Origin of the sequence: Pseudomonas sp. P9_35 (assembly GCF_034008205.1) — a bacterium.
Classification (GTDB): Bacteria; Pseudomonadota; Gammaproteobacteria; order Pseudomonadales; family Pseudomonadaceae; genus Aquipseudomonas; species Aquipseudomonas kilonensis.
In genome coordinates this window covers 3,564,015-3,578,125 of record NZ_CP125373.1, presented here as the reverse complement: position 1 = coordinate 3,578,125, position 14,111 = coordinate 3,564,015, and the positions used below count along the sequence as shown (strand labels likewise).

Below are 14,111 nucleotides of genomic sequence, written 5' to 3'. Positions count from 1 at the left end.
TCAATTGGTTATTTAGACGCATATTTAGGCGTCAAATCATCGTCGCGGAACCTGTCTACCAGCTGAACCGCACGCCAAGATTACCCGCCACACTGCGTTGCTGATGGCTGTCGAGATTGCTGCTGTAGTCCGCTGCGGCGTACATGCTGACTGCGGGCGCCAGGCTCACGATGACACCCACGCCCAGGTCGCCGGTGGACGCGCGCTGTTGGGTCTCGACCCGTTCAGTGTCGTCGAACGTCACCGTATCGGTGCCGGAAAACGTGTGCCAGAGGTTGGCGCGCAGGTACGGTTCCACGGGCATGCCGCTGACCTGGTAGCGGCCCTTCAGGCGGGCGCCGAGACGGCCGGTCCAGGCACCGTCGGAGTCGAACTCGACCCTGGAGACCCCGTCGTCTTGCGTGTCCAGGGAGACTTTCTGGTGGATGATCTGCACCTGGGGTTCCAGGACCCAGTCGGTGGCCACGGCGAAGGGGTAACCGGCTTCCGCCGACAGGGTCAGGGCGTGCCCGCGATTGTCGATTTTCAGCCCACGCTCGGAGCGGTTGTCGCCGTCCAGTCGCGTGCCCATCACCACGGCGTCGACGTAGCCACCAGTGGGATCGGTGAGCGTCCAGTAGAGTCCGTAGCTGTCGCCGTCGAGTTCTATCTTGCCGGCGCGTCGGCCTTTGAAACCCAGGTTGAAGCCATCGACGTTGCCGTTCAATTCGGTATGGCCGACGAAGAAACCGATGCGCTGGGTCTGCCCATTGGCCAGCGGCGAGCTGTACAGGTCATTGCCCACCTGGAAACCCTTGATCGATCCATCGAACCGCGGCGTCACCGTGCCGGCCCAGGTTTGATCCAGGTCCTTGCCATAGACCCGGCCCCAGCCCGCGCCGAACGCGCCGTTTTCGGTGAGCAGGCGCTGGTCGCCCTGGCGGTCATGGAACGTGCCCAGGGCCATCAGGGTCAGTTGTGCCGCTGCCGGGGGCAATACCGACCAGGTCGGCACTTCCGGGCGATACAACGGGATAGGCGCCGCGCCGGGCACCGCCGTTGGCAAGGGCGGCAGCGTTGGCACGGGGGCTGGAACCGGTCCGGCGACCACGGTGGAGCGCAGGTACCAGTTGTCTTTATTGCCGGTTACGCCGCCCTTGAACAAGCGATAATCAAATGCCCCGGCGGAGACCGATTGTGCCAGCGAAAAGGCGCCGCTATCACTGACCGCGCCCCCTTGGGCCTGGACCACTTCGATGCCATCCTGAGCCGTCTGTGCGCCCGTGCCGCCCAGGTTCGTGACCAAGATGGCGGTGTTGCCGGTAAGCGTCCCGCCATTGACCACCAGCTTGTCGCTGGGGGAGTCGTCGGCGCCGAGTACCGTTTGCAGGTGCAACTGGCCGTTGTTACCGACGTAGTTGCCCTGGACAGTGAGGGTGTCGTTGGTGCGGGTGTTGCCCTGGGTAAGGTCTATCGTGCCGGCGTCGTTGAGTGTCGCCAACTGACCGGCAGTAAAAGGGGCGATGACGCCTTGGGTCGCCGTCAACGTGCTGCCGCTTTCGATGTTGAGCGTCCCGGTGCCGGTGGCGCTGTCACCCAAGGTCAGCGTGTCGTCAAGGTCCAGTTGCGAGCCTCGAGTGAGGTTGATTGCTTCCCAATTGAGGTAACGGGCACCAGTGCTGGAGGTGCTGCCTGCAAAGGTCAGGACGTCCTGGCCCAACCCTCCGTTCAGGCTGGGCGTGGTGGCGAGCAGGCTTTCATCGAGGTTGCTCAACAGCGCCGTGTCGTTGCCGTCGCCCATCAAAATGGCCGAATGAATGAGGCCGCCGCTCCACTGCAACTGGTCATCGCCGGCACTGACCCGGACCTCGCCGATGATTTCGCCACCGCTGACGGTAATGCTGTCATTGCCGCCGCTGACGCTGACATTGCCGCCGATGCGGCCTGCGGAGAGGATGATGGTGTCCTGGCCGAAACCGGTCACCAGGTTGCCGATGATATTTCCACCGGACATATCGAAAACGTTGTCATCGAGTTTCATGTCGACCCGGCCGATAGTGCCCCCGGTCATCTTCGCAACGTCGCCGTCTTCGAACGCGTCGACGATGGTGCCGCCGGTCATCAGGAACGTATCGAGACCGTCACCTTGTGCCAGGGACAGGATCCTGCCGCCATTCATGATGAAGGCGTCCACGCCGGAGCCTTGCTGGACATCACCGTCAATCACGCCGTTGGCATTGATCACGATGCGGTCGACGCCGGTACCGAATGTGACGTCGCCGCTAATGACGCCACTGCCGTTGGCGGGCATTGTCAGGCTGTTGTTACCCGAAAGGTCCGTCAGCCCGGGGCTGGTGCCGCTGTCGCAGACATAAGCGTCATCGCCTGCGGTTGGCGTCAGCGTGCAAGCGGCCATGGCGGCCGGGACGGGTAACAGGAAGGGGGCTGATATCCACACAGCGTTGAACAGCCGATTGAATCCTTTATCGTGCCGAATCATGTGCTATCCCTCTGCATCGGCATCCCCGTGGACACCGGTTTCAGCATCGGTTGCACAACAGATGGCACACAGGGCCTGGCAACGCTCGCTGTATGGGATGGCACCCTAGCAATGAAAAACCAGCGTCGCTACTGTCAGAACTTACAGGTCCGCGCGTAGAATGCGCTGCAGAGGCCTACCCTACAAATGCACTTCCACCGAAAGCGGCAGGTGATCGCTCAGGTGCGTCCAGGGTTTGTTGCCCAGGATTTGCGGGGCGTGGCTGCTGGCGTTGCGCAGGTAAATGCGGTCCAGGCGTAACAGCGGGAAGCGGGCCGGATAGGTCCTGGCGGGGCGACCGTGGTGGTGCTCGAAGGCTTCATGCAGATAGCCACGGCGGGCGAGGGCGAGGTTGCCACGCAGCTGCCAGTCGTTGAAGTCGCCGGCGATGATCACCGGCTCGTCCTCGGGCAGTGAATCGAGCAGCTGGCAGAGCAGTTTGAGCTGTAATTGGCGATGGCTTTCCAGAAGACTCAAGTGCACGCAGATCCCGTGGACAGCGGCGTGCCCGGGCACATCCAGTACACAGTGCAACAACCCGCGCCGCTCCGGGCCGGTGATGGACACGTCGAGATTGCGGAACTGGCGGATCGGGTATTTGGAGAGCAGGGCGTTGCCATGGTGGCCATCGGGGTAGACCGCATTGCGGCCATAGGCGAAGTCGCTCCACATGCTGTCGGCGAGGAATTCGTACTGGGATGTCCGGGGCCAGTTGTCGTAGCGTGATGCGTGTCGGTCATGTTCGCCCAGCACCTCTTGCAGGAACACCAGGTCGGCACCGGTACTGCGCACCGCTTCGCGCAATTCAGGCAGGATGAAGCGACGGTTGAGGGCGGTGAAACCCTTGTGGGTATTGACCGTCAGGATCCGCAACCGATGAACCGCCGCAGGCAGCTCCGATGGCCTTGGTTCGACGGCCCGCCAATCGGGATCTTGAGTCACGTTCCCTCCTGAATCAGACGCACCTGTTCATGCGACTGACCCAAGGCGTCGGCAGTTCCGGATTTTTCATGTCCTTGTCGATCGCTATCGCGAGCAAGCTCGCTCCCACATTGGATTTGCGGGGTATGCAACAACTCCTGTGGGAGCGAGCTTGCTCGCGAAAGCGGTGTATCTGAACCAGCGCCATCACAGGCTCGTGTTCAGATGAAGACAATCTCATACGGCATACCCATCCGATCCAGGATCACCCGGGGTACCAGCGGGGCGATGCCGCTCGCCGGTTCGCCGTTGAGTTGGCTGACGTACGCGTACATGGCGTGACGCTTGCGGGCGGTAGTCCAGACATCCAGGCGCAGTTTGCGGGCCCGGTGCCAGGGGATCTTGTTTTGCTCGCGGACCGGCCAGTGCCAGGCCCACACCGGCAGTTCGTTGAATGTCACCCCGATCCTGTCGGCGGCCAAGGCCCCGGCGCGCCCGACGGTCTCGTGGTCGCTGTCGCCATCCTGGCGCCAGGTGCTGAACACCACGTCACCGGGGCGCAGGTGACGTGCAATAAATTCGGTGAGCTCGGCCTCGTGTTCGGCCAGGGCCTTTTCCGGGAAGCCGCCGCGCACCCATTGCAGGCCATGGGCTGCTATGCCCAGACGATGCAGGGCGTCCACGCTTTCCTGCGGGTGAGGGCGGTGTGTACGCAGGCGCTCATCGGTCCACAACGGTGAACCGGGATGGATCAGGGCTCCATCGGAGACCGAGATCAGCAACATGGGTTGATCCAGGTTGTTCAGCAACTGCAGCAATCCGCCACAGGCGCCGATCTCATCGCCCGGATGCGGGGAGAGGACGACCGCGCGGGCGCCGGCGGGAATGAGCGTCTGGGTACTGATAATCGGGATATCGGCCAGTTGCGCAGCACTGTTCCAGATTTGCGGATGCTGCCGGCCGGGCAAGCGAGAGGCGGGTTTCATGAGAGACATCCTTGTGTGTATTCAATCTTTCAGCCATCTACCGGGCCTACTGTCCGATGACGCCCGCGTGGGTATGGCTGCGATTCACAGCGCTCCGAATCCTGGAGACTACCGCATGTGAAGTATTGACCATGGCGGCCGATTCGTCTTGCGAGATGTGTGTCTGAACTGCATTTTTTTCTTCAAACTGGGCTGTACGCATCGAAAAACCGCGTCCTTGCGGTTTCTCTGGCTGTTTACAACCGGTACTTCATTCCTCTTCTTCGCGTTGCAGCTCAAACAGCAGCAGCGAGCGCCCGGTGACGGAGTATTCGGAATCGAAATCGAAGCGCTCTTGTCCACGAACGGTCGGCTGGTTGGTGTCGACCATGCAGGTCCAGAAACTGCCCTCTGGGACTTCCGGCAAGCGGAAGTTGACGATGTCATGGTGGGCGTTGACCACCAGCAGCAGCGTCGCATCGCCGGCTTTGCGTCGAATGCCGGTCTCCTGGGCGCGGCCGTCCATCAGCATGCCGAGGCAGCGACCATGGCTGTCCTGCCATTGCTCAATGGTCATTTCGCTGCCGTCCGGGGCCAGCCAGGTCACGTCCTTGACGCCGATGTCCTCGTTGTAGTTACCCACCAGGAACCGTCCGCGTCGCAGGATCGGATAGGTCAGGCGCAACTTGATCAGGCGCTTGACGAACTTGAGCAGCGTCGCGCCATCCTCGCTCAGGTTCCAATTGACCCAGCCGATCTCGCTGTCCTGGCAATAGGCGTTGTTATTGCCGTGCTGGGTACGGGCAAATTCGTCGCCGGCGACGATCATCGGCGTGCCTTGGGCCAGTAGCAGGGTGGCGAAGAAGTTGCGCATCTGCCGATGACGCAGCGCGTTGATCTCTGGATCGTCCGTCGGCCCTTCGACGCCATGGTTCCAGGACAGGTTGTTATTGCTGCCGTCCTGGTTGTTCTCGTCGTTGGCCTCGTTGTGCTTGTCGTTGTACGACACCAGGTCATGCAAGGTGAAACCGTCATGTGCGGTGACGAAGTTCACCGAGGCGTACGGACGCCGGCCACGCTGGTTGAACATCTCGCCCGAGGCCGTCATTCGACTGGCGAAATCGGCTAGCTGGCCGTCGTCGCCCTTCCAGAAGGCCCGCACCGTGTCGCGGAACTTGTCGTTCCACTCGACCCAGCCCGGCGGGAAGCGTCCCACCTGGTAGCCCCCGGGGCCGCAGTCCCAAGGCTCGGCGATCATTTTCACCTGGCGCAGCACCGGGTCCTGGCGGCAGGCCACGAGGAAGCTGTGGCGCTCGTCGAAGCCGTCATGGTAACGGCCCAGAATGGTCGCCAGGTCGAAGCGGAAGCCATCGACGTGCATCTCCGTGGCCCAATAGCGCAGGGAGTCGGTGACCATTTGCAGAACGCAAGGATGGCTCAGGTCCAGGGTATTACCGGTGCCGGAATCGTTGATGTAGTAGCGTTTGTCGTCGGGCATCAGCCGGTAGTACGAAGCGTTATCGATGCCGCGCATGGACAGGGTGGGGCCCTGTTCGTTGCCTTCGGCGGTGTGGTTGTAGACCACGTCGAGGATGACTTCCAGGTTGGCCTCGTGCAGGTGGGCAACCATTTCCTTGAACTCGGCGATCTTGCCGCTGGCCAGGTAGCGTGGGTCCGGGGCAAAGAAGGCGATGCTGTTGTAACCCCAGTAGTTGGTCATGCCTTTGTGCAGCAGGTGCTGGTCATTGACGAAGGCATGGATGGGCAGCAGTTCCACCGAAGAGACACCCAGCTTGCGGATATGCTCCAGCACATCATCGACCATCAGCCCGGCGAACGTACCGCGCAGGTTCTCGGGCACCGAAGGGTGACGCATGGTGAGGCCGCGCACGTGGGTCTCATACAGGATGGTCTTGTCCCAGGGGACGCTGACGCGATGGTCGTGGCCCCAGGTGTGTGCAGGGTCGATGACTTTGCACTTGGGGACGAACGGGGCGCTGTCGCGCTCATCGAAACTGAGGTCGCCATCGGGATGGCCGATGGTGTAGCCGAAGAGGGCTTCGGACCACTTCAATTGGCCGACCAATTGCTTGGCATACGGGTCGATCAGCAGCTTGTTCGGGTTGAAACGGTGGCCGTTCGCCGGGTCGTATGGGCCGTAGACCCGGTAGCCATAGATCATGCCCGGGTGGGCATCCGGCAGATAACCGTGGTAAATCTCGTCGGTGTACTCCGGCAGCTCGATGCGTTCGAGTTCGACTTCGCCGGCATCGTCGAAAATGCACAGTTCGACCTTGGTGGCATTGGCTGAAAACAGCGCGAAATTGACCCCGAGGCCATCCCAGGTTGCACCCAGTGGAAAAGGCAGCCCTTCACGAATCCGCGAAGCCTCGATCACGGGCGGCGGCGTGTTTTTTTTTGGACGGGTCATAGTTGCTCCTGCAAAAGACAGACAGATTCAGCGATACGGTTCACTTGGGGTGGGTGGCTCCACCCTTCACTTGTGGCGAGGGGATTTAGCGAAACGTCGCACCGCCCCGCTATGTGGGACAAAGTTGCTTCTCTAGGGGAGCAAGGCTTGCCCGCGATGAAGCGATGCGCGCCTGCAGAAATCGAGGCGCCTGTTTCGCGAGCAGGCGTTGCTCCCACCTGACGAGGAGACCGATAGGATGAATCAAGCCGCCGGCGGCTTGCGCGGTGCCCGGGGCTTCTTGTCGGCTGCTTTGTTGGCCGGTGGCACTACCGCTGCAGAAGGTTTGGCCGCCGGTTTGGCCTTGGGGGTCGTGCTCTTTGCGGCGGTCTTGGCCGTGGTGCTCTTGGTGGCAGCAGGCTTGGCGCCATCGGTTTTGCTGGCCGCTGATTTGCTCGCCGCCTTGGGTGGTTTGCTCGGCGCCAGCGCTTCGGCTTCGGCCAGTTTGCGCGCCATCTCCCAGTGGCGTTTCTCCTGCCCGGCGGGCTTACCCTCGGACTCCCAGATCTGATAGGCGAATTCGCGAATGCGTTTATCGTCGGTACTCATCGCAGTGCTCCTGATTCAACTCAAGGTTGGATAAAGACATTGACCGGGAAATTCCCCAGCGCGGTGCTGATCAGCAGCTCCCCTTGGGGTGTGACTGCTGCGCTTGAAAAAAGTCCCTTCAGTTTTTCATCCCCGGCGGCGAACGGTAACGACACACGGGTATCGCCCCAATCCGACGCAGCCACCAGCGGCACGGCACTGTTTTCCAGCAACGGCGCCGCATGGACAGGTACAACAATGATCGCCCGTTGTTGCGAGTCTTCACGCATGAAGGCCAATACTCGCTCGGCTTGTTCGCCGAGCACTTCCAGCGGCTGGTAGCGACCCTGGCGCCATAGCAGCGGATACTCGGCTCGCACGGCCAGTGTCCTGGCGATCAATGCCTGTTTGACTCGGCCGTCACGCCAATCGCGTATCAACGCGGCTGGCGTGCTGTCGGCCCCTAACGCCTCGCGGCGTGCCTGGAAATCCACCGGGCGACGGTTATCCGGGTCCACCAGGCTGAAATCCCAGAACTCGTTGCCTTGGTACAGGTCCGGTACGCCGGGTACGGTCATGCGCAGCAAAGTTTGCGCCAGACTGTTGAGGGCGCCCGCCGGGGCGATGGCCTGGACCGCCTCGGCGATGGCGCTGCGCAAGGGCAACCCCTCATCGCCCAGCAGTAACCGTTCGAGGAACATCTGGGTGGCTTGTTCATAAGCGTCGTTGACCGCCGCCCAACTGCTTTGCAGCTTGGCTTCCCGTAGGGCCTTGCGTTGCCATTGCCACAGGCGCTCGTTGTATGCGGCCAGGGCCTTGTGGTCCTGGAGGTCGAGGTCCAGCGGCCAGCTGCCGAGCAAGGCCTGGTACAGAATCAGTTCATCACCGGCCGAGGGCGCCGCCGGGTCACTGTGCAGCGAAGGCGAAAGAATGCGCCATTGCTCCACGCAGGCGCTGTACCAATCGGCGCGTTCGCTGAGCACCGCCAGCCTGGCGCGGGTGTCTTCGCCGCGCTTGTGGTCGTGGGTGGCGGTGGTGATCAGGTTGTCGGGAAAATGTTCGAGCCGCTCGAGGCCGGCGTGGTGGAACACCTGAGGCGGGGCGCTGAAGCGCTCGGTGTCATAGCCCACGTCATTGCGTGACAACAGCACCGCCGAGCGATAGAGCGCGGTGTCCTCCACGGCTTTGGCGGCGGCCGGCGAGGTCAGTTGCTGGAAACGCACGCAGGCGTGGCGCAGGCGTTTACGCTGGCTGCCGCGCGGACGGTGCCGCCAGGGCATCCCACCGAGCCAGCCGGCCAGGCAATCGAGCACCGGCCAGTCGGCTTCGCTGAGGGTTTGCCGGGCGCCTTCCAGGGCCTGGTTGAAGAACACCTCGTCTTCGGCCGAGCGCCCCAGAGGCGTGATGTAGGTGCGATACACCGGGAAATGCACGATCAGTTCCTGCAAGGCTCGTCGAATTGCGCCGAGGGTCAGGTCGCGGGTCATCACATCGTCCCGGGCCACTTGCAGCAGGGCCTGGGCGACGCTTTCGAAGTCTCCGGCCAGGGAGCCATTGAGGATCTGCTGGCGCGCCAGGCGGGCTTCTTCGATGAAGTGCGCTGGCCGCTCGCTATGCCGGCTCCAGAATTCGGCGAGGGGGGCGGCGCCGGCCGGGTCATGCTGGAGCAGCGAGACCTGGTTCATGAATTCGTAACCGGTGCTGCCGTCGATGTTCCAGTCCCGCCGCAAGGTCTCGCCATCGCCAAGGATCTTCTCGACGAAAATCGGCAGGTGTCGGGTCGGCGACAGCGAATCGACCCGTCTGCGCAATTTGCGGCAGTAACCGCGAGGGTCGGCAAGGCCGTCGATGTGATCGATGCGCAGGCCGTCCACCAGGCCTTCGCCGATCAATTGGAAAATCTTGGCATGGGTCGCCTCGAAGACCGCCGGACGCTCGACCCGCAGCCCACCCAGTTCGTTGACATCGAAAAAGCGCCGCCAATTGATGTCGTCCGCCGCCGTGCGCCAGCTGGCGAGCCGGTAGCTCTGGCGCTCGAGCAGTTGGTGCAGGCGCTCGAAGCCTTCGGGGGCGGTAGAGTCGTAGCCGCCCAGGTTGTCCTCGATGGCGGCGAGGATGCCTGCTTGAGCCGCCAGCTCCTGCAACTCTTTTTGCAACGGGCGGGCGAGGGTGTGGGCATCGGTCTGGTAATTCAGCGTGGTGAAGCGCTCGGCCAGGGCCTTGAGCGATTCGGTTTGCTCGGTGGGCAAGGTTTCGGTGGGTTTGAGCAGTTCGCCGTAGTGCATCGGACAAATCGGGAAACGGTGCTCATAGTGCTCGACGTAGAAGCTGCCTTGGCTGGCATCGAAGTGCAGTTGCAAGGTGCCTTCCTGCAACGCCACGCCGTAGTCACTGCCGAGGAACGGCAGCAACAATTGGCCTTCCATCAGTGGGTCGGGGGAGTGCCACTGGATGTCGAAGAACTCGCCGTAGGGGCTCAGGCGGCCCCATTCCAGCAAGTCCAGCCACCAGGGGTTGTCGTTGCCGCCGACGGCCATGTGATTGGACACGATGTCGAGGATCAAGCCCATCCGATGCTCGCGCAAGGTCGCGACCAGGCGCTTGAGCGCAGCTTCGCCACCCAGTTCAGGGTTGACCAGGGTAGGGTCAACGACGTCGTAGCCGTGCATGGACCCGGCGCGGGCCTTGAGCAGCGGCGAGGCATACAGGTGGCTGATGCCCAGCGAAGCGAAGTACGGCACCTGGGGGATGGCGTCGTCCAGGGTGAAGCCTTTATGAAACTGCAAGCGCAATGTTGCCCGCAGGGGTTGGATCAACGTCTGTTTCATCGGTCACGCTCGTTCGCCTGAAGTCTGGCACAGGCGAGTATTTCCAGACGCCGGGCAGCGTCCGGGTGATCCAGTAACGCCTGGCTTTGCCCGGCCAGGCGGCGGCGCCAATTGGGGTGGGTGTCGATGGTGCCCGGCAGGTTGGCCTGTTCCTCGATGCCCAGGGCGTCTTCGAGCGGCAACAACACCAGCGGCGCGCGGGTGTGACCGAGGAAGCGCACGCTGGCATCGAGCACCTGGTCGGTCTCGCGGTGTTCTTCGCGAAAGTTCTGCGGGTCCTGGTTCAGCACGTGACGCAGGCCTTCGCGTTCGCGCTCGCGGTGTTTGCGCCAGTCCATTTCGGTGTGGGAATCGATCAGGTCCAGCCGGGCGTTCCAGTCGATGTCGTGACCGTGCCACCAGCCATTGAGCGTTGGCAAATCATGGGTGCTGGTGGTGGCCAGGGCATTGTCCGGCCAGTCGAGAATGGGCTTGAAGTGGGTGTTGTCCTGTTCGAACAACAGCACGCGCATGCCCAGGATCGAGCGGGCAATGAGTTTGTCCCGCAGGCCGTCGGGCACGGTACCGAGGTCTTCGCCGAGCACGATCGCCTGATGACGATGGGATTCCAGCGCCAATAGGCGCAGCAGGTCGTCTACCGGGTAATACAGGTAGGCGCCATCGCAAGGGGGCGCGTCGTTAGGGATCACCCAGAGCCGTTGCAAGCCCATGACATGATCGATGCGCAAGCCGCCGGCGTGGGCGAAGTTGGCCCGCAGCATTTCAATGAAGGCGCGAAAGCCGTTGCGCACCAGGCCTTCGGGGGAAAATGCCGAGATGCCCCAGCCTTGGCCGGAGCGGTTGAGAATGTCCGGCGGGGCGCCCACGGTCAGGGAGGCGAGCAGTTCGTCCTGCCGGCTCCAGGCCTGGCTGCCACCGCCATCGGCACCCACCGCCAGGTCGGCGATCAGGCCGATGCCCATGCCGCTGGATCGGGCTGCGCTCTGGGCGCGCTCCAGGCAGCGGGCAATCAGCCATTGGCAAAAAGCGTAGAAGCCGATCTCATCGGCATTTTCCTCGGCGAAATGGGCCAGGGCGGGGCTGCGCGGATCGCGCCATTCTTCCGGCCAGTGGCGCCAGTCGAGGCTTTCACCCCGGGCGGCGCGTTCGGCCTGCAAGGCCTCGAAGCGGCAATGGTTTTCCAGGGCTTCGCCGCTGGTGTGACGGAAACTGCTGAAGTCCTCATGCAGTGGATGCTCACCCTGGCTGAAGCCGTCGTACAGGGCGCGGAGGATTTTCTGCTTGGCCTGGGCGGCGACCGGCCAGTCGATCAGCGGCTGCTCTTCCAGGGTGCGCAACTGATTGGTCAAGCCGGTGGCGTCGATGGCGGTGCGCAGCGCGCGTTCACCGAGGATGGTGCCCGGCGCGGCGTACAGGCTGTTGAAGAACAGTCGGCTCGACGGTGAGTAGGGGCTGTAGCGCCCGGTGTCGCTGCTGAACATCGCGTGCATCGGGCTGATGGCAACGGCCTCTGCGCCGCGCTCGCCGGCCACCCGCGCCAGCTCCTCCAAGGCCTGGGTGTCACCGAAGCCACCGTCACCGGGGCGGCGCAGGGCATACAGTTGCGCGCTCAGGCCCCAGGCCCGTGGCGTCGGGTCGTCCACCGCATCGGCCACGCTGTAGCAACGGGCCGGCGCGACGGCCAGGGTGAAATGCTGGTCCTGGATGCTGATGTGCTGATAACCCACCGGGACCATCCCCGGCAGCTTGGCATCGGCATCAAGGTTCAGGTTCAGTGTCGCGCCATCTTCGAGTTTGATTTCGCAGGGCGTTCCGGCCTCGAAGTAGCGGCTCAAGTCCAGGCTGACCCCGACGTCGGCGGTGATCAGCGGTGGCAATTGATGGTTCTGTTGAGCTTCCTGCAATTGCAGCAGGCTGGCGTCGATTTCCTGGGCGCTGCCGGCCGGATGGCCCAGGCCGGTGAGGACCGAACGCAAGACCGCCGGCGAGACTTTCTGGGCCCGGCCATTGGCGTCGATCCAATCCACCGCCAGGCCCGCTCGGCTGGCGAGGATTTCCAGTTGCGCATCGCTCATAGGCGCTCTCCAGTGATGTTGGGCAAGGTTGTCGCCTGCGTCAGACTGACCAGCGCGCTGTAGGGCGCAAGGGCGCCCTGTTGCAACAGACCCATGACCTGCTGCGGATGTTCGAAAAGAATGCGTGCCTCTTCCGGGGCATCGTGTTCGACGGGCTGATCGCTCAGGTTGAAGTCGATGCGCAACACGCTGCCATCGCCCAACCGCCAGCGTGCGCTGATGGCGCCATGGCCCAGCACATCGGTGCCCAGGGCCTGGGCACCGGGCAGGCGCGGGACGATCTCTTCACGGCGGATTTTCAGCAGTTGCCGATACAGCGCCTCGTTGGCCTGCTGCTCCGGGCCTCGCGACTCCAGGCTTGGGCGTGAAGCCTCGAAGGTGCTGGCGGCGTTGGGGTCGGGAATTCGTTCGCGCTGCTGCGGATCGGCAAAGGCACTGAAGGCCTTGAATTCGTTGCGTCGGCCTTCGCGCACCAGCTCTGCCAGCTCGCCGTGGTGGCTGGTAAAGAACAGGAACGGTTGTTCGGCCGCCACCTCATCGCCCATGAACAGCAGCGGGATCATCGGTGATAACAGCAACAAGACAGTCGCCGCCTGCAGGGCCTGGGGGGCGGCGAGCTGATGCAGGCGTTCGCCCAAGGCTCGGTTGCCGATCTGGTCATGGTTCTGCAGGAACAGCACGAACGCGCTCGGCGGCAGGTGACTGCTGGGCTCGCCCCGGGCTTCGCCATGGCGATTGAGATGGCCCTGGAAGACGAAGCCCTGGCTCAGGCAACGTGCCAGTTGTTCGGTTGGCTGCTCGGCATAGTCGGCGTAGTAGGCGTCGGTCTCACCGGTCAGCAGCACGTGCAGGGCATTGTGCCCGTCGTCGTTCCACTGGGCGTCGTAGACATGCTCCAGCAGGTGGGCCTGGTTGTGTTCGTTTTCCACGGTCAGCCAGACATGCCGGATCGGGTCCACCTGCTCGCGCACCCGGGTCGCCAGCTCCTGGAGAAAGTCCGGGTCTTCAATGGCGTGTACCGCGTCCAGGCGCAGGCCGTCGAAACGGTACTCCAGCAGCCACATGAGCGCGTTGTCGATGAAGAAATCCCGCACTTCGCGGCGGCGGAAATCAATCGCCGCGCCCCAGGGCGTGTGCTTGTCCTCACGGAAGAAGCCCTTGGCATAACGGTGCAGGTAGTTGCCGTCGGGGCCGAAGTGGTTGTAGACCACATCCAGGATGACGGACAGCCCATGGCCGTGGGCGCTGTCGATCAGATGCTTGAGCTGTTCGGGCGTGCCGTAGGAGGCCTGGGGGGCGTAGGGCAGGACGCCGTCGTAGCCCCAGTTGCGATCACCGGGGAACTGCGCCAGTGGCATCAGCTCGATGGCGGTGATGCCCAGCCCGGCCAGGCGTGCCAGATGCTGTTCGACGCCGTCGAAACCACCCAGGGCGCCGACGTGCAACTCGTAGATTACGGCTTCGTGCCAGGGGCGGCCGGACCATTGGGTGTGTCGCCATGAGTAGGCATGCGGGTCGACCACCACGCTGTGGCGGTCGATGTCGCCGGCCTGGGCGCGCGAGGCCGGGTCCGGCACCTCCAGCTCGCCATCGATGTTGTAGCGGTAGCGGGTGCCGGCGGGGCAACGGGTCTGGATCATGAACCAGCCGTCGGCTTGGGGCAGTAGCGGTATTGAATCTCCAGTGTCGAGCTCGACACTGACAAAAAATGCATCCGGGGCCCAGAGGGCGAAGCGGGTGTGCTCGTCATCCAGCATGACCGCCCCGTGGGTCCATGTCTCAGGCGTCCTTGACGTCATTGTTACC

General features: G+C 63.1%; 8 protein-coding genes. All 8 read right to left on the bottom strand.

All coding sequences use genetic code 11. From position 1 onward, the window contains the following. Positions 1-55: 55 nt before the first annotated feature. Entirely contained in the window at positions 56-2,479 is a 2,424-nt protein-coding gene (locus QMK47_RS15560; protein ID WP_320388673.1) for an autotransporter outer membrane beta-barrel domain-containing protein, read from the bottom strand. A 180-nt stretch (positions 2,480-2,659) separates the two neighbouring features. After that, positions 2,660-3,460: an endonuclease/exonuclease/phosphatase family protein gene (locus QMK47_RS15555; protein ID WP_253475065.1), complete on the bottom strand. Its 801-nt coding sequence runs from the start codon at positions 3,458-3,460 to the stop codon at positions 2,660-2,662. Positions 3,461-3,660: 200 nt separating this feature from the next. Continuing rightward, positions 3,661-4,425, bottom strand: coding sequence for a PIG-L deacetylase family protein (locus tag QMK47_RS15550; RefSeq protein WP_258688136.1), 765 nt, complete (start codon positions 4,423-4,425; stop codon positions 3,661-3,663). 250 nt (positions 4,426-4,675) lie between these two features. After that, the gene (glgX, locus tag QMK47_RS15545; protein ID WP_253475059.1) at positions 4,676-6,835 is read right to left on the bottom strand and encodes a glycogen debranching protein GlgX; all 2,160 of its coding nucleotides are present in this window, start codon (positions 6,833-6,835) and stop codon (positions 4,676-4,678) included. 243 nt (positions 6,836-7,078) lie between these two features. Further along, positions 7,079-7,423: a DUF2934 domain-containing protein gene (locus QMK47_RS15540; protein WP_320388672.1), complete on the bottom strand. Its 345-nt coding sequence runs from the start codon at positions 7,421-7,423 to the stop codon at positions 7,079-7,081. 20 nt (positions 7,424-7,443) lie between these two features. Beyond that, a complete protein-coding gene (locus QMK47_RS15535) occupies positions 7,444-10,230 on the bottom strand; it encodes a malto-oligosyltrehalose synthase (RefSeq protein ID WP_320388670.1) in 2,787 nt (928 codons plus the stop codon). Further along, entirely contained in the window at positions 10,227-12,305 is a 2,079-nt protein-coding gene (gene malQ, locus QMK47_RS15530) for a 4-alpha-glucanotransferase (RefSeq protein WP_223473300.1), read from the bottom strand. The genes QMK47_RS15535 and malQ overlap by 4 nt, the downstream gene beginning before the upstream one ends. Continuing rightward, positions 12,302-14,104 carry a malto-oligosyltrehalose trehalohydrolase gene (gene treZ, locus QMK47_RS15525; protein WP_320388668.1) on the bottom strand — a complete coding sequence of 601 codons (1,803 nt, stop codon included), beginning with the start codon at positions 14,102-14,104 and terminating at the stop codon, positions 12,302-12,304. Before treZ ends, malQ begins: the two co-directional genes overlap by 4 nt. Positions 14,105-14,111: the final 7 nt, after the last annotated feature.